Origin of the sequence: Citrobacter sp. RHBSTW-00887, assembly GCF_013728095.1 — a bacterium.
Lineage (GTDB): Bacteria > Pseudomonadota > Gammaproteobacteria > Enterobacterales > Enterobacteriaceae > Citrobacter > Citrobacter braakii.
Genome location: NZ_CP056267.1, coordinates 1,556,664 through 1,573,560 on the forward strand (window position 1 = coordinate 1,556,664; position 16,897 = coordinate 1,573,560).

30 protein-coding genes are annotated in these 16,897 nt (G+C 51.4%); 17 read left to right on the plus strand and 13 right to left on the minus strand.

Annotation, left to right across the window (positions count from 1 at the left end; genetic code table 11):
- Nucleotides 1-161: 161 nt before the first annotated feature.
- Nucleotides 162-1,415, plus strand: a complete 1,254-nt coding sequence (locus HV314_RS07305; protein WP_181547712.1) for a tyrosine-type recombinase/integrase — start codon at nucleotides 162-164, stop codon at nucleotides 1,413-1,415.
- Here the strand turns inward: HV314_RS07305 and HV314_RS07310 are convergent.
- The 12 genes from HV314_RS07310 to HV314_RS07365 form a co-directional block, all read right to left on the minus strand.
- Complete coding sequence (locus HV314_RS07310) at nucleotides 1,412-1,585, minus strand: hypothetical protein (protein ID WP_247868342.1); 174 nt, start codon at nucleotides 1,583-1,585, stop codon at nucleotides 1,412-1,414. The two genes, HV314_RS07305 and HV314_RS07310, sit on opposite strands and share 4 nt — an antisense overlap.
- Nucleotides 1,586-1,587: 2 nt before the next feature.
- On the minus strand, nucleotides 1,588-1,989 hold the full coding sequence (locus HV314_RS07315; protein ID WP_124326212.1) for a chromosome partitioning protein ParB: 402 nt from the start codon (nucleotides 1,987-1,989) through the stop codon (nucleotides 1,588-1,590).
- Nucleotides 1,986-2,579 (minus strand): MT-A70 family methyltransferase, encoded by a 594-nt coding sequence (locus tag HV314_RS07320; protein WP_181547714.1) that lies wholly within the window; start codon nucleotides 2,577-2,579, stop codon nucleotides 1,986-1,988. The genes HV314_RS07315 and HV314_RS07320 overlap by 4 nt, the downstream gene beginning before the upstream one ends.
- On the minus strand, nucleotides 2,576-2,755 hold the full coding sequence (locus tag HV314_RS07325; RefSeq protein WP_080860053.1) for a DUF1317 family protein: 180 nt from the start codon (nucleotides 2,753-2,755) through the stop codon (nucleotides 2,576-2,578). Before HV314_RS07325 ends, HV314_RS07320 begins: the two co-directional genes overlap by 4 nt.
- A complete protein-coding gene (locus tag HV314_RS07330) occupies nucleotides 2,748-3,047 on the minus strand; it encodes a PerC family transcriptional regulator (RefSeq protein ID WP_000041116.1) in 300 nt (99 codons plus the stop codon). Before HV314_RS07330 ends, HV314_RS07325 begins: the two co-directional genes overlap by 8 nt.
- A 109-nt stretch (nucleotides 3,048-3,156) precedes the next feature.
- Nucleotides 3,157-3,405 (minus strand): helix-turn-helix transcriptional regulator, encoded by a 249-nt coding sequence (locus HV314_RS07335; protein WP_000816432.1) that lies wholly within the window; start codon nucleotides 3,403-3,405, stop codon nucleotides 3,157-3,159.
- Nucleotides 3,406-3,451: 46 nt separating this feature from the next.
- Entirely contained in the window at nucleotides 3,452-4,393 is a 942-nt protein-coding gene (locus HV314_RS07340) for a RecT family recombinase (RefSeq protein WP_181547716.1), read from the minus strand.
- Entirely contained in the window at nucleotides 4,390-5,211 is an 822-nt protein-coding gene (locus tag HV314_RS07345) for a PD-(D/E)XK nuclease-like domain-containing protein (protein WP_181547718.1), read from the minus strand. The genes HV314_RS07340 and HV314_RS07345 overlap by 4 nt, the downstream gene beginning before the upstream one ends.
- Nucleotides 5,208-5,510 (minus strand): hypothetical protein, encoded by a 303-nt coding sequence (locus HV314_RS07350; protein ID WP_136397552.1) that lies wholly within the window; start codon nucleotides 5,508-5,510, stop codon nucleotides 5,208-5,210. Before HV314_RS07350 ends, HV314_RS07345 begins: the two co-directional genes overlap by 4 nt.
- 7 nt (nucleotides 5,511-5,517) lie before the next feature.
- Complete coding sequence (locus HV314_RS07355) at nucleotides 5,518-6,495, minus strand: hypothetical protein (protein ID WP_181547719.1); 978 nt, start codon at nucleotides 6,493-6,495, stop codon at nucleotides 5,518-5,520.
- A complete protein-coding gene (locus tag HV314_RS07360; RefSeq protein WP_168733105.1) occupies nucleotides 6,492-6,641 on the minus strand; it encodes a hypothetical protein in 150 nt (49 codons plus the stop codon). The genes HV314_RS07355 and HV314_RS07360 overlap by 4 nt, the downstream gene beginning before the upstream one ends.
- 224 nt (nucleotides 6,642-6,865) lie before the next feature.
- The gene (locus HV314_RS07365) at nucleotides 6,866-7,462 is read right to left on the minus strand and encodes a helix-turn-helix domain-containing protein (protein ID WP_181547721.1); all 597 of its coding nucleotides are present in this window, start codon (nucleotides 7,460-7,462) and stop codon (nucleotides 6,866-6,868) included.
- Nucleotides 7,463-7,617: 155 nt separating this feature from the next.
- On the opposite strand from HV314_RS07365, the gene HV314_RS07370 reads away from it, so the two are divergent.
- The 14 genes from HV314_RS07370 to HV314_RS07430 all read left to right on the plus strand — a co-directional run bounded on the left by HV314_RS07370 (nucleotide 7,618) and on the right by HV314_RS07430 (nucleotide 15,423).
- Nucleotides 7,618-7,851, plus strand: a complete 234-nt coding sequence (locus HV314_RS07370) for a hypothetical protein (RefSeq protein ID WP_003037808.1) — start codon at nucleotides 7,618-7,620, stop codon at nucleotides 7,849-7,851.
- Nucleotides 7,852-7,998: 147 nt separating this feature from the next.
- The gene (locus tag HV314_RS07375) at nucleotides 7,999-8,199 is read left to right on the plus strand and encodes a hypothetical protein (RefSeq protein ID WP_052930708.1); all 201 of its coding nucleotides are present in this window, start codon (nucleotides 7,999-8,001) and stop codon (nucleotides 8,197-8,199) included.
- 15 nt (nucleotides 8,200-8,214) lie between these two features.
- Nucleotides 8,215-8,985, plus strand: coding sequence for a DnaT-like ssDNA-binding domain-containing protein (locus tag HV314_RS07380; protein WP_181547722.1), 771 nt, complete (start codon nucleotides 8,215-8,217; stop codon nucleotides 8,983-8,985).
- Nucleotides 8,982-9,767 carry a replication protein P gene (locus tag HV314_RS07385; protein WP_181548092.1) on the plus strand — a complete coding sequence of 262 codons (786 nt, stop codon included), beginning with the start codon at nucleotides 8,982-8,984 and terminating at the stop codon, nucleotides 9,765-9,767. Before HV314_RS07380 ends, HV314_RS07385 begins: the two co-directional genes overlap by 4 nt.
- Before the next feature lie 117 nt (nucleotides 9,768-9,884).
- Complete coding sequence (locus HV314_RS07390) at nucleotides 9,885-10,229, plus strand: DUF1064 domain-containing protein (protein ID WP_181547723.1); 345 nt, start codon at nucleotides 9,885-9,887, stop codon at nucleotides 10,227-10,229.
- 61 nt (nucleotides 10,230-10,290) lie between these two features.
- Entirely contained in the window at nucleotides 10,291-10,839 is a 549-nt protein-coding gene (locus tag HV314_RS07395; protein ID WP_181547724.1) for a hypothetical protein, read from the plus strand.
- Complete coding sequence (locus HV314_RS07400) at nucleotides 10,836-11,117, plus strand: antitoxin (RefSeq protein WP_086550266.1); 282 nt, start codon at nucleotides 10,836-10,838, stop codon at nucleotides 11,115-11,117. Before HV314_RS07395 ends, HV314_RS07400 begins: the two co-directional genes overlap by 4 nt.
- Nucleotides 11,114-11,716, plus strand: coding sequence for an ead/Ea22-like family protein (locus HV314_RS07405; RefSeq protein WP_181546034.1), 603 nt, complete (start codon nucleotides 11,114-11,116; stop codon nucleotides 11,714-11,716). The genes HV314_RS07400 and HV314_RS07405 overlap by 4 nt, the downstream gene beginning before the upstream one ends.
- A gap of 1 nt (nucleotide 11,717) precedes the next feature.
- A complete protein-coding gene (locus HV314_RS07410) occupies nucleotides 11,718-11,993 on the plus strand; it encodes a hypothetical protein (protein ID WP_181546032.1) in 276 nt (91 codons plus the stop codon).
- Between the two features lie 10 nt (nucleotides 11,994-12,003).
- Nucleotides 12,004-12,801: a DUF551 domain-containing protein gene (locus HV314_RS07415; RefSeq protein WP_181547725.1), complete on the plus strand. Its 798-nt coding sequence runs from the start codon at nucleotides 12,004-12,006 to the stop codon at nucleotides 12,799-12,801.
- Nucleotides 12,801-12,923, plus strand: a complete 123-nt coding sequence (locus HV314_RS27320) for a hypothetical protein (protein ID WP_000030836.1) — start codon at nucleotides 12,801-12,803, stop codon at nucleotides 12,921-12,923. The genes HV314_RS07415 and HV314_RS27320 overlap by 1 nt, the downstream gene beginning before the upstream one ends.
- Nucleotides 12,916-13,254, plus strand: a complete 339-nt coding sequence (locus HV314_RS07420) for a hypothetical protein (RefSeq protein ID WP_181547727.1) — start codon at nucleotides 12,916-12,918, stop codon at nucleotides 13,252-13,254. Before HV314_RS27320 ends, HV314_RS07420 begins: the two co-directional genes overlap by 8 nt.
- Nucleotides 13,255-13,276: 22 nt before the next feature.
- Nucleotides 13,277-13,951 (plus strand): terminase small subunit, encoded by a 675-nt coding sequence (locus HV314_RS07425; protein ID WP_181548093.1) that lies wholly within the window; start codon nucleotides 13,277-13,279, stop codon nucleotides 13,949-13,951.
- Nucleotides 13,948-15,423, plus strand: a complete 1,476-nt coding sequence (locus HV314_RS07430) for a terminase (protein ID WP_181547729.1) — start codon at nucleotides 13,948-13,950, stop codon at nucleotides 15,421-15,423. The genes HV314_RS07425 and HV314_RS07430 overlap by 4 nt, the downstream gene beginning before the upstream one ends.
- A 35-nt stretch (nucleotides 15,424-15,458) precedes the next feature.
- On the opposite strand, the gene HV314_RS07435 is transcribed toward HV314_RS07430, so the two are convergent.
- The gene (locus HV314_RS07435; RefSeq protein WP_181547731.1) at nucleotides 15,459-15,734 is read right to left on the minus strand and encodes a hypothetical protein; all 276 of its coding nucleotides are present in this window, start codon (nucleotides 15,732-15,734) and stop codon (nucleotides 15,459-15,461) included.
- A gap of 60 nt (nucleotides 15,735-15,794) precedes the next feature.
- Between HV314_RS07435 and HV314_RS07440 the strand changes: the two genes are divergently transcribed.
- Nucleotides 15,795-16,154, plus strand: coding sequence for a hypothetical protein (locus tag HV314_RS07440; protein ID WP_181547733.1), 360 nt, complete (start codon nucleotides 15,795-15,797; stop codon nucleotides 16,152-16,154).
- A 526-nt stretch (nucleotides 16,155-16,680) separates the two neighbouring features.
- On the plus strand, nucleotides 16,681-16,887 hold the full coding sequence (locus HV314_RS07445; protein WP_000334867.1) for a hypothetical protein: 207 nt from the start codon (nucleotides 16,681-16,683) through the stop codon (nucleotides 16,885-16,887).
- Nucleotides 16,888-16,897 lie beyond the last annotated feature (10 nt).

Sequence of the window (16,897 nt, forward strand, 5' to 3'; positions counted from 1 at the left end):
ATTCAATTTAGCACTCAACCCTCTGTTTTTACAGGGGGTTTTCTTTATATCACATCATATCTATTCACTCTATCTCACATTTTTTGCCGGTACAGGTGACGGTATTACCCTAAAGGTATACTCTTCATACCGTCAAACCATGGATGCTTTACGGGTGAATTGTGCTTACTGATACCAAATTAAAAAACCTCAAGCCGCAGGACAAACTGTATAAGGTTTCGGATCGTGACGGCTTGTATGTAGCCGTGCTTACTTCCGGCTCTGTCTCGTTCCGGTATGACTACAGAATCAACGGACGCCGGGAAACGCTGGTCATCGGTCAGTATGGTCGTGACGGTATCAGTCTGGCGGAAGCGCGTGAAGAACTAATTGCTGCAAAGAAACTGTTGAAGGCAGGACAGTCGCCTGCTGCGGCTAAACGTGACGGTATCAAAAAGATCCGTGGGGCTGAGACATTCGCGGTACATACCGACAGCTATATGAAGCACGTCATTCTGGCTGACAGTACCCGCGCAATGAAACAGGCCGTTATCGAACGCGATATCATGCCGGTTCTGGGTAACAAGATGATGGCTGAGATAACCACCGGTATGGTGCGAGACCTGTGCGATCGCATTGTCGAACGTGGTGGCCGGGCTACAGCGGTGCAGGCCAGGGAAATTATCAGCAGCGTATACCGTTATGCCAATGACCGCGGGCACGGCCTGTTTAATCCGGCTGCTGAAATTAAGCCTTCATCGATAGCCATGTTTAAGCCGCGCGACCGCACACTGCAACCTGAAGAGATCGGCGTATTCTTCCGCGCTCTGGATCACGTCGGGACTATGGCCACGATGAAGCTGGCATTAAAGCTGGTGCTACTTACCCTGGTTCGTAAAAGTGAATTCACTCATGCCACATGGTCAGAGGTTGATTTCAAAAAATGGACGTGGACCATACCGTCAGACCGTATGAAGGGAAGCCGGGCGCACGTTATCTATCTGCCAAAACAGGCGCAGGATCTGATGATTGGCCTACAGATGTGCGCTGGTGGAAGTGAGTACCTTTTGCCTGGACGCTACTCGGTCAGCAAACCATTATCCAACGCCGCACTGAACAGGCTGATCAATGTTACTGTCGAATCGGTGAATGATGCTGGCGGGCATCTGGATAACTTCTCTGTGCACGACCTGCGCCGTACTGCCAGTACGCTTTTACATGAGGCCGGTTATCCATCTGACTGGATTGAAAAGGCGCTGGCGCATGAGCAGAAGGGCGTTCGTGCAGTGTATAACAAAGCGGAGTATGCCAGGCAGCGAGCCTATATGTTGCAGCAGTGGGCAGATATGGTTGATGCCTGGATTAACGGGGAGCACACCGATCTGGTGCCGTTCTCCCCGTCGAAGTTTGAGAAGTTGATGAGTGAAGGTTATTAATTTCTGGATTTTATAAATTCTCGCTGAAGCTCAACTGTCATTTGCAGTTCTTCGCATTTCTTGTGCAAGACACTATTTTCCGTTTGCAGCCAGTTAACTTGCGCGCTCTTCTGCACAATAACAGCGCGCTGCTCCTCCAACTGGCGGATTAACTCCGCCTCATTGAACATGGTCATATTCCACCACCAAAGATCCACTGATTGTTTGCGTGAGCTATGAACCGGCATGATGTGTCAGGAAGCAAAAGAGAATTAACCACCTCTCCAGTTTCAACGACGTAATAATTACTGTCAGTAACGTTATTTATTAGAAGTGCTTCCCGTTCTTCCACAGACATACCAGCAAGAATTTTCATGACCTTTTTCCCTATTGGCCGATAATCTGGAGCTACACCTGCAATTTTCGCAGCAGCATAATTATGATGACCATCCATAAGGATGGTGTATTGGGTACCACGAAGGACGATAGGGTAAACGTTAACAACAAAGCGCTTAAAACGTGAAGCTCTGTCATTCACGATATCCATATTTAAGTAGCGCTGGCTGCTAATCAGTACACCTTTGATAATAGTCATGCGGCCTCCACTTTCATCACGTCAATTGCGCATCCTGGCAGTAACTGCACCGCCGGACCGTCGCACTGATTTCCCCAAACATCGAAGCCATGCGACGACTGGCGGGCGAATAGCTCAATGCGCGGCACATCGCCAAGCAGTTGCACCAGTTTTTCTCGGATGACGTCAGGCTTGCGGGAGTTTTCCATGCGCGGTGCGGTGACGTGCTGGCATATTGAGGCATCCATGCGGGCCGGTAACTTTCCGCGCACCGCAAACAGGCAGTCTTCGCTGTTTGCCCTAGTCATATGACCCATACCAATCGCGCTGTTCCCCTTATGCTTGTTGGTCTTGTGCCAGGTGAATCCCTTCATGGTCATCAGCTTGAAGCCCCACGCCTCGACTACCTTCAACGCTTCAACCGGCTGCGTCGGCACCCACCACATAGCCAGCAAACAATCATCTGCGGCAAGATCCCACACAGGCAGACGGCAGATATCAAGCACGTTCATTACTGGGTATTTGAACCCAGCACCGCGCTCTCCGTCGGCTGCTTTGTCACGGTAAACCCAAGGCGGGTCGGCGTAGATAAGAGTGTATTTACCGGTCATGCTATACCTGCCTTAATTGGACGAACCTTAAGAGATTCATTCAGCTTTTCAGCCACTCTCTGAGCTGCTATAGGGTTGCGAATAATCAGTTTGGCTGGAGTTAACCAGCCTCCATACTTCATCGAATAAATTAGTGTCACCATTCCAACGGTGATATCGTCTTGCGGATTAGTCATACACCACCCCGCGACATCCGATCCCTGCGTATTCACCACGGCGCAAGCCATTACCTTTCGATATGCACTGATCACGGCGTATCGCTATTCTGGCGCGTTCAACCTCACCGACTGCTGCATCCATGCACAGCAACCAGAGCCTGGCTGCAATGCGGAACTGGCCTTTCGATTCACGTTCAACGGCGCGCTTTTCTACCTCCATCGCCGCCGGCGTTACAGCGACAACCTTTGATGCCTGACGCTGAGACACATAGTTCAGGTGATACTTTTCAAGACGGGTTAATTTGCTCATCGGATCCAGCCTTCTCTGAAAATTACCGCCAGCAGATACAGCCAGGCGGAAACGGCGGTCAGGAATAAGTACCATCCTGACCATTTTTCCCAGTGCCTGATCAGCGCTGTCATGCGGCGTTACTTACTGGGCGGTAAACGCGCTGATCAACCGGCGGCTTTTTTCCGGTGAACTCTGCGGGGCTGGTGGCCTGACGTTCATCAAGCCAGTTCTCAACCTCTTCAGCGTTCCATGCACAACGTTTATCAGTGATCCAGAAACGCTGCGGGAACTCTCCATTGCGCTCCATGCGGTCAATGGTGCTCATAGATACCGGCACCACTGCCATAAGTTCCTTTTTGCCAAATGCTCTTTTCATAATTACCTCTCTTGCATTTGCGACGCGCGTGGCGCCGCAGTGGTGGTTACATCGGTACTTCGTTCAGTTCGTCACAACGGATGGTGTAAACGTCAGTTGCTTTTGCCAGCAGGTCATCATCTCCTGCAAGTTTCTGAGCAACGTATTTGTACGCTTTGTCCAGGTCGGCCTGAGTGTTGTAGTTCATCGCCGCGCCGGAAAATGCGTGCAGAATCTCTTCAGGACCGCGATCGTCTTTGTGCTGCTGACGATCTTCCTGCTTCTGCTCAGGCTTTGAGTTGATCAGGCTGTTCATACCTTGAGCCGTTGCCGCTGGTGGCGTGATATCTCGCTCAACACGCGGTGTTGTCTCCTGCAATTCGTCGGGTGTATAGACGCCCATGATTACGTCAGGGCAGTGCAGGCGCGACCAGCGCTTGGTTGCCAGGTATGCAAGCTGTTGTTTAGGATCGCTCGCCCAAAGAGTTGAGTTGCGAACTTGGGCCTGAGACAGGAGCAATTCCAGAACGCGTGGTTCATCTTCACCTTTCATCGTTGCCCATACACGCACGCCGCATCCTGCTTCATCCTTCAATGTCCATGCTGGTGCAATGTAGGTATTTCCCTTCTGGGATGTTTTCTCTACAAACTTGCCGATCACGTTTTCCCACGGTCCGAACCACTCATAGTTGATGCGGTCTTTCGTTGGCGACATCGTGGTGATAACTGCATTTACCAGTTGGGCCTCATAACCGAGAGTGCCGCTGACGACATGAGTTTTCTGAGCGACGGCGAATGGGTTCATGCCCCACTGAGCAGCCTGCATTGCCACAGCCATGCAATCAGCAGGCTTTCCGGCGAGGTGAGCCGGTACGGTCACGCGGCTTTGAGACATAACCTCGGCAAATTTCATCAACTGGTTCAACCCTTCAGGGCTAAAAATGGTGGCAGCGGTTCCAGCGATAGCGGTATCTACTGGTGCATTCATGGTTGCGATATCGTTGCTCATACGTACATATCCTGTTTGCGTGCCCATTCAGGGCGTTTAATAATTTCCACTCCGCCCCATTCATCGCTGATGCGGCATTCGTGATAGGTGTTCAGATCCCGGCGGAATAACTGATGCCCGGCGTCAACATCCGGCGCATCCAGCTCGAATACGCGGACCGGGTATCGACCGCAGTCGATGGTTTCGCTCACAGCCAGGAAGAAGAATCCGTGTGGCTGCCCGGTTACTTTCAGTGCGCCTTCGCGGTACATTGCGTCCTGCACGTGATAGCGGAATTCCTCGATGTGACGCGCAAAGCGATCCATGTCTGCAACCTTTTTCACGTCGACGATCACGTTGTGCTCGTTCAACCACTTATCCGGACGGATTCGGCACAGTTCGGCAGTCTCTTCGTCATTCCAGTACATCGATGCTTCACAGTGGCCTGGGGCTTCCAGCATCCAGCGCGCCGCCGGGTGAGCCATTGCGCTGTCGCGCATCAGTTTCAGTTTCCGGCCCTGTTCGGCATCCATCACCGTCATACCCATACCGGCAACATCTTTCAGGAATGCTTCTTCATCGGCTTTACCCTGATTGGTGCGGCGGTTGAACTGTGGCGCCACGATGAAACGCTTATCGAATTCCTCCGGCTCAAGCAGCAGGCAGTGCAGAGCAGTACCCATGTCCAGTGCGGATTTCTTCTCTTCATCTTCCGGAGCAGCCTTCACCCATTTCAGAAGGGCGGGGTTCTTGGCCACCATATCCAGTTGTGACTTACTCACGCCGTCACCGGCGTGGTAGTCCTCGTTGCTGATGTCGAAATAGATGCCGGTATTCATGCCGCATTCCTTTTGCTGTCGATCTGGTCAGCCAGATCAAGACGAGCGATGACGCCAGTTAATTCACGTTTGAATGACGACATAAGCTCTTCGAAATCATCACTTTCAAATGCCGCTTCCATTACCTCATAACGAACGCCGGCACGGAGAATTGCTCGCTTGAATGACTCTTCCATTTCGCAACCAGCAACTGCTTCGATCAGCTCAACGTGGCGGTCGTACAGTTCAGATGACAGCTGGTAGTCATTGCTTAACTGAACTGCTATTTTTTTCAGGTTATTGAATTGCTGAATGTGCATAGCCACCTCAGTAGTTGATGGTTGTTGCTGGGACTTTCCCGCGAGCGATGGCGACAACACATGCCTTTGCCCAGTCTTCAGGAATGCCCTGGTCAATGAGAGCTTGGACCGCAGCAGCATTAATGGCCCGACGGTGCTCTACATCAGCAGCGCGTGATGCCGCTTCATCAGCGATGCGCTTCTCTTCCGCCAGACGGGCCGCTTCTTTCGCTTCGGCTTCACGTTTGATGCGCTCGGCTTCTTCCTGCGCCTTGCGTTGCTCAGCTGCGATAGCTTCCTGTTTTTCGCGCTCGGCACGATCTGTGGCTTCCTTCTTCTCTGCTTCAGCTTTTTGCTCTGCGGCAATACGTTCACGCTCTGCCTGCTCAGCCTTGAACTTTAATTCAGCCTCGCGACGGGCAGATTCGGCGCGTTCACGCTCGATTTTCTCTTCGGCTTCACGCCTGGCCTTTTCTTCCGCCTGGCGCTTCAACTCTTCTTCATGAGCAATGCGCTGGCGCTCTGCTTCTTCTGCTTTCTCCTTCGCTTCGCGGTCGAATGCGTCATTCATAAGCAGGGCAATTTCGTGATCTGATTCGAACTGCTTACGGTCGTTTTCAGCTTTAACTCGAGCAGCTTCTTCAGCTTTGATGCGCTCCTGTTCAGCTTCCCATTCGGTAGCCGGTCGGCGTATTTCTACCGCCAGTTCATCCAGCGCATCGCGTACTTTTTTGCGGCTTGCATCGACAAGAGCAGGGCGCTTTTTCATTTCAGCAACCAGATTTTTTCCAGCGTCGTCGATGGCTGTTTTAGTGCGACGCACGGTAGATGCCATGCTGATATAAACGCCGCGCCCCTTAACCGTGTTGACGTCACCAACTACCGATAACGCTTTCTGGCGAATATCAGCAATCAGGTTTGAGATGTACTCATCACTGATGAATGCCGCTTCCAGATCTGCAGGTGCCGGAAGTTGTACCAGCACCAGTTCTTTTGATTCGCTCACTTGCTCACCCCCATATCCATTTCCGTTTTTACCGCCAGCTTGCTGACGAATACCCAGATCATTGCTTCACCCAGCGTGCGGAATTTCCAGCTCATCAGCCCGCAAGCTGTAACGCAGTACCAACCGTTGATGACTTTCCACTGCATATGAACCTCACTATTACCAATTTGGTAATACATAAAGATGCAGGAAAGCCACGAAGTGGTGGTTTCTGCCTGAGCGATGTGCTCTTGTATTACCTTTTAGGTAATAATCGGATCAAAAAGTGATTATGTCAATAGGTATGACGAGAAAAAATTACCATTTTGGTAATTAATTGAGGCGCGAGCTTACCGCCATCGGGCAGGTAAAGCGTCAGAATGGCGGGGGATTACTTGCTTTTGTTCTGCTCAAACACGAAGTTGATGAATGAGGTGATCTTATTTTTCTCTTCCTGTGGCAGAGCTGCATACAACCGGTGGTCGTAGTCGATAACACCAGGAGCGCCAACGGGAATAATCATCTCGTATGCTTCATGCCCGAACGCGCGCGCCAGGGAGGAAAGAACGCCGATAGTTGTGCTGACTTCCGCTTTCATAATCCGGTTAACTGTGGCCGGGCCAATACCAGCTGCAACAGCAACTTTCTTTTCGGACGTCATTTCCGTGTTCTTTCTCATCCAGGCATTGAGCGTGGCGGCGGCCTGCTTCTCTACAGTCCATTCGCCATCTTCGGTGGCTGGAACAAAGTTATCTGCTGGAATGAATGCCAGGTCGTGATCGACATCAAGCCAGAACTTTTCTTTGCGCGCTGCTTCTTCGATGATGCGAGCGGCATTAGGCCCGATATTTTTGATACCAGTACACCATCGGTTGACCAGGTTCTGCGAACGCTTCACCCTTTCTGCAAAGCGCAACTGGGTATCATCGAAATCCCGGCGAATGATTTCGTTAAGGTTTTTTCGTCTTATGTCATAAATACTTTTCATAGCTATTGTATTTGTCCATTTAATGTTACCTAACTGACTAAATTTAAATGAATATTACCATAAAGGTAAAGTTACCATAACGGTAATAATCATTGATTTTTTCACCAGAAAGGTAATAATTCAGATATGAATAGACAGGCTGAGATAAGCAAAATATGAGTGACGAAAAAAAATTTGATTTCAAAAAGCACTGGCTGGGGCTGTCTCCTGATGAGCGTGAAGCATTTGCAGATGAAGCCGGAACCACCAGTCATTACATCCAGACGCACCTGACCGGGCGCCGCAAGATGCCAGGTAAGCGACTGATGGACGGACTTTTTAAAGCATGTCGTTCCCGAGAATGGACAAAGTCTAAACCTGAATTAGTGCTCTTCTTCTACGACCGATAATCCCTCCGAACACATCAATGCCGTCATCTCCTGGCGGCTCCTTCCTGCTTAAAACACCTTTCTGGTAATAAAAAACCATATACGGTTGATCTTTTTTTCTTCCTGCATCAAAATCATCGTAATAGTAAACGTTAATGAGGTTGTGCAATGGAGATTATTACTCGCCTTGACGCTGCAAAGGCAGGTCTTAAGCGTTATTACACCGGAAAACAGTGTAAGCATGGTCATGACAGTGAGCGCTACGTTTACAACGGGCACTGCGTTACATGCGCCATCAACACGAGCCTGCGCCGCCAGGCAGAAATAAAGCAGCTCATGGCCGAAGCCAGCCTGCAACACTCAAGCTGACGACAGGTATTTACCATGAGCAGACACGCAACAGAGTGGGCATGGAAAACAAATCCGGGCAGCTCATCACTGAAACTCATCCTGCTCTCGATGGCTGATCGAGCCGATGAATACAACCTGTGCTACCCAAGCATCGAACGCCTGGTTACCGACACAAGCCTGAATAAAAAAACAGTTCAGTCGGGGCTTATTTCGCTCATCGGAATGGGACTAATTTCAGATACAGGAGAAAGAAAAGGGGCAACAAGAAGGGTCCGGGTTTTCTCTTTAAACATACCCAAAAACGGTAATGTTACCAATATTGGGAATATACCCAAAAACGGGAAGTTGAATGATCCCAAAAACGGGAAGTTGAATGATCCCAAAAACGGGATGCAGAACCTATCAGTTAACCAGTCATATAACCAAGAGAAGGAGAGGGGCGATAAAACTGGGGGGTTAGTGCCTCAGAGAACAGACGCCAACAACGCCGTTATTAACAACTTTGTCCCTCCTGGTGGACTGGGACAATTCGGGAAATTTGTCATGCATGAGAACTGGTCACCATCGGATGATTTCCTCCGGGTGTCTTCATTGCAGGGCATTAACCTGGATTGCCAGCCAACACCACAGGAGCTTGCAGAGTTCAGGGTTTACTGGATGGCCGAGGGTAAGGCTTTCCACCATGCGCAATGGGAGCAAAAACTTGCCAGACGTCTGCAGATCAGCAGACAGAACAAACTGACCTCACCTGAAAACAACGTACCGCACTGGAACAGTCCAGAGGCGTGGGAGGATTTCCTGTGAATAACGTATTTACCGCCATCCAGAACCGAGACGGTGAGGCTATGGCCAGCTTAACCGGTTCAGACCGTCAATATGCAGGTAGCGACAACGTTGTGAACATCACGGCAGAGCGCCTTGTAGATGCCCTGTTTAAACAGCTTAAGCAGCTATTCCCGGCAGCTGAGCAGACCAACCTGAAGACTCCAGCGCAGGAGACAGCAGCAAAGCAGCAGTGGATCGCCGCATTCGCCGAAGGTGGCATCCGAACCCGTGAGCAGGTATCGGCAGGAATGCGACATGCCCGCGCCAGTGAATCACCGTTCTGGCCTTCGCCTGGGCAATTCATCAAGTGGTGCAAGGACAGCAAGATGGTGCTGGGGATCAGCATCGAGGACGTGATGGGTGAGTTTCACCGTTACGCCAAAGAGAAAAGCCTCCAGCCTGGAGGACCAGAGCGGTTCCCGTGGCGCCATCCGGTCATGTACTGGATTGTTTGTGATACTCGCCGGGCGATGTATCAGCGCCAACTGAGTGAGGCTGAAGTTGAGAAGCATGCCCGCAAGCTGCTGGATGAATGGTCGGCAAAAGTGGCATCCGGTCACCAGATTCCAGATCCAATACTCAGCATACAGGCCAAGCCAGAGCCAATGAGCACACCACTGACAGGCTCAGGTAACGCCTACCATCCACCAGGGCGAAGTTTCGGATGCATGCCGAACGCAGCCACCCTGGGAGGGTTAACACCGGCACAGTGGCTCATGGAGGAATACAGGCGAGGGAAGGCAGCAGGACTCATCAAGTAATACCAGCGCAGTAGCGCATTTTTTTACATCTCGTGAATTACCAAAAAGGTAATAAAATATGCACATTGCTATTGAAATTAACTCATTTGTGGTTTTAAATTACCTGAGAGGTAAATCATGAAAAGGCAGTTGCAGGCACTCGGAAGGCTCAATACTGGCCAGATGAATAAAACCGAATCGGCTTACTGCCAGCACCTTGAGTTACGCAAGCATGCCGGGGAAATAGCCTGGTATCGGTTCGAAGGTATCAAGCTTCGGCTGGCTGATAACACGTTCTACACGCCTGATTTCGCAGTGATACTCACCACCGGTGAGATGGAACTGCACGAGGTGAAAGGTTTCTGGACCGGCGACGCCAGGGTGAAAACCAAAGTCGCAGCAGATCAGTATCCGTTCCGCATCATCGGCGTGACGGTGAAGCCGAAGAAAGCGGGTGGCGGGTGGGGCGTCGAAGAGTTCTAAATCGACGATCCTTTTAGTTATCAAACTAATCAATAACTTATACGGGTAAGCGAGGGTAATAATGGGAAGTAATATCATTGAGTTAGCGAAGTTAGGACATGAGCGCACTGCTGAACTGAAAGCATCATGCGGTGCTGTCGACGTGCGCAGCCTGGCGCAACTGATTAGCGATCTGGCTACACAGCTTGAAGTGCAGTTTGTTCGCTCAACCAACATGGCAGTACAGCTCGCTAACGCCGAGAGCAAGTGCAGGGAGTTGGCGGCGGAGAATGCGGCGCTGAAGGCTGCGTCATCATGTTTGGTGTCTGAATACATGATGAACAAAGGCGCTGATAACGAATTTATCGCCTGCATTACTCCTTCGAAGAAAACCATTGGCACGGGCGGCGTCTGGGATATGTGGCGTCATCTTGACATGGCTCTCGACACAACCCCGGCAACCGAAGCTGTCCTGGCTGAAGCGCGGGCGCAGGAATCTAAGCGAGTTTACGAAAGCATTTTGGATAATCCGGCAGTAACGGACATGGGTTCTCTTGTTGATTGGCTTGAACAACATGCCGAGGACTCCGCATCGTTCGCCGCCCAGTTACGACAGGGAGCAGCGCTATGAGTAAGTCATACATCGTCATTCAGCAATACCTTTGGTGCAACGAAAACGGAGGTGGAATCGAGTACACATCTGATTGTGTCGAATTCGACAAACGTGACAAGGCCATTAAGCACGGCTTTAAGATGCAAGGCAGTGATGACTTCAATATCGGAGTAGTCGAAGCGGGTCGCTTGGTATCGTTTGACTGGATGAATAAACCGGTTGGGGAAAGCGGAGAATCAGCAGAAGTATTAGCTCAAATTGCAGAGGCTATCGGTCTCCAGGAGGCAGCCCAATGAGCAACATCGACAAACAGGCACTGCGTGAACGCTATTCACTGCAACCAGTACCGAAATGCCATATTTGCGACGCTGTTATGACGATAGCAAGGGCATCTGCCGGTGCTGTTATGTACGCATGTTCAGGTTGTACTTACGACGATAACGGAGCGCATTATGCGCCAGGAAGAAGCCCGGGTGATGCTCATTACTCAGCATCACGCGTAACGATATTCGAATCAGGCGACTCTGATGTGCTGGCGCTACTGGATGAGCTGGAATCCACAGAGAAGCGCAATACTGAATTACAGATAGAGAATGCATACATCCGCAACCGACACAAAGAACTGGACCTGTTAATCGGGAAAAACATTCTGGTCATGCAAGCTGCGATTATTGAGTGGCAGGCTACCGGTAATGCAACGACCGCGTTGGCATGGATTTATAACACGCTGTGGGGGCCAGGCGAGTTACCCAGCGAAGATGAAAAGGATGCACAGGCATATTTCGACCGCGAATATGCACCTATTGACGAAGAGTTGATGGCGCTTCACAAGTGGTTTTGGGAACAAAGTGAAGCTGAACGCGCCGCCGTTGGCATTGGCGTGAAGGGGGAGTGAGATGGAAAACGTTAACTTTGTAGTGCAACTACTGAAGAGTGACGAATGCGTAACGCTCATGGCCCACGCAGAAGTCAGTAAGGCTGAGCTTATCGACGAAGCCATTCGCCAGGGTGAGATTGAAGAATATGAGCGAGAACGCTTCGATAAGGCCGAGTTTTGCGCCTACAAGTGGGTGAAGGCAGTTCCGCGCGCTGGCTACTCAACCTACTACTACGAATCGCGTGAAGGTGTTCGCGGAGCATTCAAAGCAACCTGTCTACAGTATCTCTGGTGAGGACTAACCCATGACAACTAACCACCCGGCGCACGGTCCTGTATCACTCGATCGCCTGCACCAGATACGCGAAGTACTCAGCAAAGCATCAGCGCAAAGTGACGGCGGTAATCTCGGCTACGCAATGGCTGATGCTGTCAAGGTGATTGATGAAGTCCTGAATGCTGAGCCTGTGCTTTATGCCGCTGAGGAAACTCTGGCTTATGCAAAGATGGGTGAGCTTCACCTTAAGTGTCTGTCTCAGCCAATGGGAGATGCGGTAATTCCACTCTACACTACCCCGCCAGCGCAGGTGGTGCCGGAGAATTGCGTAACAGCAGAACACCGTCGCGTTATTGAAATGCTGCTCAATGTTTGCGGGGCCGCATTCGAACTCGCAGATGATAGCTGTCAGCAAGATGTTGATGGCGAAGAGTGCCACGTTGTTCCAGACGACGCATTTCAGAAGCTAAGTGATGCGCTGGACGAAATAGAAAACACTCTCCCGACAGAAGATGTCGACAGGTCAGACGTATTTCTTGCCTGGTCGGCAATGCCAAGGGCAGCGCTGAAATCTATTCTTCAGGCTGGCAACTCTCCGGTAACTCCGGATGGTTGGATTCCGGTAAGCGATCGAATGCCTGAAGCGCATGAACCTATTTACATATTTCATCCAGATTACGGCGTTGACGAGGGAGTTTGGTATGACAACCAGGAAGACGCATTTCTGTGGGACAGCGATCGCTCAAGATGCCGGACGATTGAAACCGTATCGCACTGGATGCCGATGCCTTCTCTGCCAGCAGCACCGCAGCAGGAGGTGAAGTGATGTCCAAGTGCGACGCTCTGCTTTACTCCATGATAATCGGGTTTGGTGTGGCTGCAGGAATCAGGGTTTACATCGCCTGGGAATCATTAATTAATCTGGCATGGAGTGCTATCCGTGGTTAAATCCGCAGCAGAACGCAAAGCCGCGCAGCGTGCCCGTCTGGCTGAAGCCGGTAACCGCAAGATGGAATTGCAACTCGACGAGCAGGAACTGGAAATGCTGGCGCGTAACTGCGCCGCCCGTCGCCCTGGTCGTGCGCCGTATGATATGAGCGAGTACATCGCGTTGCTTATCCGCCAGGATGATGCGCGGGTTCGTGGCCGTATCAAATCCATCAGCGCGAACCGGTGTGGAAAGTGCGGCGATTCACTGCCGGTTGATTCGTGTCCGTGTGACGGTGATTCGCAATGCTGGGTGACGCGTGGCTGGCATGAGACTAAATTATCAGTGTGACATGTCACGATATCGACAATAAATTGCAACGGCCGCCGACTATGGCGGCTTTGTTTTGCGTGTTACTATTACCAAAATGGTAATTATTACTTCGGTGGTAACAATGCCAGCAGAACCAAAAGCACCAAAACGCAAATCAACGCAGTACAAGCCACTTACAGCGATGCAGGAGGCTTACGCGCAGGAATATACCAAATGCCCTGAGAATCAGACTCAGGCAGCGATTAACGCAGGATTCTCACCTAATACGGCAGCGGTCAAAGCCAGTGTCATGATGCGTGATGAGCGCATCCAGAAACGGATCGCCGAGCTGATGGAGGAACGTAACAAGCGCCTGCGCGTCAGTGCTGATTACGTGCTGCTTCGCCTGGTGGAAATCGACCAGATGGATGTGCTGGATATCCTGAACGACGACGGCAGCCTTAAACCGATCCGCGAATGGCCGAAGATATGGCGCACCACACTGAGCGGTTTCGACCTGTCATCGACCATCATGAACATGGATGAGACCTCGATAGAGACAATCCTCAAAAAAATCAAATGGCCTGACAAGGTGAAGAACCTGGAGCTTATCGGTAAGCACGTCGATGTAAATGCGTTCAGAGAACGTCTGGAAATCGACGTCAAGATGACCATTGCTGAGAAGATGGCAAAAGCCCGTAAGAGGGTACAGGCTCAGGCTGGTGGTGAAGAATGACAGCAGCAGCCATGTCGCCGGAAGAGCAACTCGTCGAGGATATTGCCTCCTTCACGTATGACCCGCTGGGCTATTCGCTGTATGCGTTCCCGTGGGGCGAGGATGGTACAGAGCTGGCGCATGCCACCGGTCCCCGAAAATGGCAGGCCGACGCATTCCGCGAGATACGCGATCACCTCCAGAACCCCGCTACCCGTCACCAGCCGATAATGCTGGCCCGCGCATCCGGTCATGGCATCGGTAAATCTGCGTTCATCTCGATGCTGATTAACTGGGGCATGTCGACCTGTGAAGACTGCAAGGTAGTGGTGACCGCCAACACCGACAACCAGTTACGCACAAAAACGTGGCCGGAAATCATCAAATGGTCGAACCTGGCTATCACTAAGGAGTGGTTCACCTGCACCGCTACGGCGATGTACAGCAACGATCCCGGTCATGACAAACGCTGGCGCGCTGATGCTATCCCATGGTCTGAGCACAACACCGAGGCGTTCGCAGGGCTTCACAACGAGCGTAAGCGCATCATCGTCGTATTCGACGAAGCCTCAAACATTGCCGATCTGGTGTGGGAAGTTGCCGAGGGTGCGCTGACGGATGAAGATACCGAGATTATTTGGGTGGCATTCGGTAACCCGACGCGAAACACCGGGCGCTTCCGCGAGTGCTTCCGCAAGTATAAGCACCGCTGGAAGTGCGCACAGATTGACAGCCGCACCGTGGAAGGCACGAACAAGGCTCAGCTCGATAAGTGGATTGAGGACTACGGCGAGGAAAGCGATTTCGTGAAGGTCCGTGTACGCGGGATCTTCCCTGATGCGTCTGAACTCCAGTTTATCCCGACTGGCCTCACCGACGAGGCAATGAAGCGCGTAGTTACCGCTGGGCAGGTCGCGCACGCTCCGGTGATTATCGGTGTCGACCCGGCGTATTCCGGAGTGGATGACGCGGTGATATACCTGCGGCAAGGGCTGCACAGCAAAGTGCTCTGGACAGGCAGCAAGACAACCGATGATCTGATTATGGCGAAGCGTATCGCCGACTTTGAGGACCAGTACCAGGCTGACGCTGTATTCATTGATTTCGGTTACGGTACCGGGCTGAAGTCCATCGGTGACGGCTGGGGCCGTTCCTGGCAACTGATATCGTTCAGCGGAGGTTCCACCGATCCCCAGATGCTCAATAAGCGCGGCGAGATGTTCAACAGTTGCAAAACGTGGCTGAAAATTGGTGGTGCGCTGGATGATCAGGAGACGGCTGATGACCTGTCTGCGGCGGAGTACAAAGTCAGGGTGGACGGCAAGATAGTCATTGAACCGAAGGATGACATCAAAGAGCGGTTAGGCCGTTCTCCTGGCAAGGGTGACGCGCTGCTGCTGACGTTTGCTTTCCCGGTGTCGAAACGCATGAATATACCAGGACAGCAAAGCCAGCAGGGCAAGGCACTTACTGAGTACGATCCCTATGCATGAAAAAGCACGCGCATCGGCGGGCTGATTGTGACATGTCACGGCTTAAAAACTGTCGGAACAGATGGCGTTCTTTGGATAGTCTTAATTAGCTCACTTTCGTAATGATCTGCTCTTTGTTTCTGAATATTCATGTACTGAACGATGGCCTGTTGTTCAGTAATCGCACCATTCCTGAGCGCTGCAATAACCATCCTCGCATAAGTATCATGAGAAATTAAAGACTCAAGGTACTCAATAGCTGATGATCCTTTGTCCTGAATTTCCTGCTCGATAGCCATGCAGGATGGTGCTGGAGATGCGGTTGATACCATGATTTTCACCTTAAAAAAATGCCCACCGGAGTGGGCGAACTGGAAGCAAGGGTGCCTTCCATGGCAGTTACGGGTTTACAGCGCAACGTCATCGCAATGGCGTTCTGCTGTAAAAGTGACGGTGGTCAGCATCAAGGGAAACTGCCACCGCCAATAGCTACACAGCATCGTTATTATGGGCGCTTCATCACGGTCCTAAGGCGTGATTGGGTTGTGGTGGCCGGTGCTGATCTCCGGTATGTGGATTCGGTTCTGCCGATAATTACCACGCTACTTCCGCTTCGCTGCGCATCAGCCTGCGCATTCACCACAACGGAAAGAGCACTGCATGGTTTTACCATTACATCCGAAGATTTATCTGGTGTAGTCAATGCCCTTACCTGTTGTGTGCTGACCTTACAGCCAGCGTGGCTGGAATGAAGCCGCATAACGGCTTTTCACCAACTAGGCGGGATCACCATGAAAGAGCCGCCTCTTTAGCCTTTCATGCTCCCCATCTTTCCGGGTAGTCAATGCCTTCAGTCGGGCATGCGACCTTCGGTTATCGCTCCGTCGTCAGCGCCACTGTCCAGGACATTTAAAAGGACCGTCTCCAAGTGGTAACTCTTCCAGTCCCGCTAAGCACCCGGCTAGATGCTTAACGTGAATGGCTGATATCCTCGTCTCTTCCGAGGTTTCACACCGTATCGCCACGATGGTGAGTCGTCATGTCCGTGCTTACCTAACACTGGCTTGCACATTCCGGCTACCCGGCTGGGGAAGTAGCATCAATGGAACCCATCCGGACCGCTGCGGCACATGTGCCATATGCCGTACAACCACTGCGTTACATCGACATCAATTACCTAAAAGGTAATATCTGATGTTGTAAGTGTCAATAGCCTACGCTAAATAAATCATATGTGGTTAAATTGGTAATAATTTAATTACGTACGGAGCTATTGCTATGTGTATCGGCAGCAAGCCATCAGTGCCAGCAGCACCAGAAGTACAGGCCGCGCCACAGGAGCAGGATGCAGCAGTTGTCAGCTCTCGTGACGACGAAGAGCGCCGCCGCCGTGCAGCCGCTGGCCGCAGTTCCACTCTGCTGACTGGTGCACAGGGCGACACCTCAACCGCAAACACCAGCGGTAAAACGCTGCTCGGTCAGTAACGGAGTAGGC

Bases quoted from the DNA above. Each gene is read 5' to 3' on its own strand.
- HV314_RS07310 (WP_247868342.1), bottom strand. From the start codon at position 1,585: ATGTTCAATGAGGCGGAGTTAATCCGCCAGTTGGAGGAGCAGCGCGCT.
- HV314_RS07315 (WP_124326212.1), bottom strand. From the start codon at position 1,989: ATGACTATTATCAAAGGTGTACTGATTAGCAGCCAGCGCTACTTAAAT.
- HV314_RS07320 (WP_181547714.1), bottom strand. From the start codon at position 2,579: ATGACCGGTAAATACACTCTTATCTACGCCGACCCGCCTTGGGTTTAC.
- HV314_RS07325 (WP_080860053.1), bottom strand. From the start codon at position 2,755: ATGACTAATCCGCAAGACGATATCACCGTTGGAATGGTGACACTAATT.
- HV314_RS07330 (WP_000041116.1), bottom strand. From the start codon at position 3,047: ATGAGCAAATTAACCCGTCTTGAAAAGTATCACCTGAACTATGTGTCT.
- HV314_RS07335 (WP_000816432.1), bottom strand. From the start codon at position 3,405: ATGAAAAGAGCATTTGGCAAAAAGGAACTTATGGCAGTGGTGCCGGTA.
- HV314_RS07340 (WP_181547716.1), bottom strand. From the start codon at position 4,393: ATGAGCAACGATATCGCAACCATGAATGCACCAGTAGATACCGCTATC.
- HV314_RS07345 (WP_181547718.1), bottom strand. From the start codon at position 5,211: ATGAATACCGGCATCTATTTCGACATCAGCAACGAGGACTACCACGCC.
- HV314_RS07350 (WP_136397552.1), bottom strand. From the start codon at position 5,510: ATGCACATTCAGCAATTCAATAACCTGAAAAAAATAGCAGTTCAGTTA.
- HV314_RS07360 (WP_168733105.1), bottom strand. From the start codon at position 6,641: ATGCAGTGGAAAGTCATCAACGGTTGGTACTGCGTTACAGCTTGCGGG.
- HV314_RS07365 (WP_181547721.1), bottom strand. From the start codon at position 7,462: ATGAAAAGTATTTATGACATAAGACGAAAAAACCTTAACGAAATCATT.
- HV314_RS07370 (WP_003037808.1), top strand. From the start codon at position 7,618: ATGAGTGACGAAAAAAAATTTGATTTCAAAAAGCACTGGCTGGGGCTG.
- HV314_RS07375 (WP_052930708.1), top strand. From the start codon at position 7,999: ATGGAGATTATTACTCGCCTTGACGCTGCAAAGGCAGGTCTTAAGCGT.
- HV314_RS07380 (WP_181547722.1), top strand. From the start codon at position 8,215: ATGAGCAGACACGCAACAGAGTGGGCATGGAAAACAAATCCGGGCAGC.
- HV314_RS07390 (WP_181547723.1), top strand. From the start codon at position 9,885: ATGAAAAGGCAGTTGCAGGCACTCGGAAGGCTCAATACTGGCCAGATG.
- HV314_RS07395 (WP_181547724.1), top strand. From the start codon at position 10,291: ATGGGAAGTAATATCATTGAGTTAGCGAAGTTAGGACATGAGCGCACT.
- HV314_RS07400 (WP_086550266.1), top strand. From the start codon at position 10,836: ATGAGTAAGTCATACATCGTCATTCAGCAATACCTTTGGTGCAACGAA.
- HV314_RS07405 (WP_181546034.1), top strand. From the start codon at position 11,114: ATGAGCAACATCGACAAACAGGCACTGCGTGAACGCTATTCACTGCAA.
- HV314_RS07410 (WP_181546032.1), top strand. From the start codon at position 11,718: ATGGAAAACGTTAACTTTGTAGTGCAACTACTGAAGAGTGACGAATGC.
- HV314_RS07415 (WP_181547725.1), top strand. From the start codon at position 12,004: ATGACAACTAACCACCCGGCGCACGGTCCTGTATCACTCGATCGCCTG.
- HV314_RS27320 (WP_000030836.1), top strand. From the start codon at position 12,801: ATGTCCAAGTGCGACGCTCTGCTTTACTCCATGATAATCGGGTTTGGT.
- HV314_RS07430 (WP_181547729.1), top strand. From the start codon at position 13,948: ATGACAGCAGCAGCCATGTCGCCGGAAGAGCAACTCGTCGAGGATATT.
- HV314_RS07435 (WP_181547731.1), bottom strand. From the start codon at position 15,734: ATGGTATCAACCGCATCTCCAGCACCATCCTGCATGGCTATCGAGCAG.
- HV314_RS07440 (WP_181547733.1), top strand. From the start codon at position 15,795: ATGGCAGTTACGGGTTTACAGCGCAACGTCATCGCAATGGCGTTCTGC.
- HV314_RS07445 (WP_000334867.1), top strand. From the start codon at position 16,681: ATGTGTATCGGCAGCAAGCCATCAGTGCCAGCAGCACCAGAAGTACAG.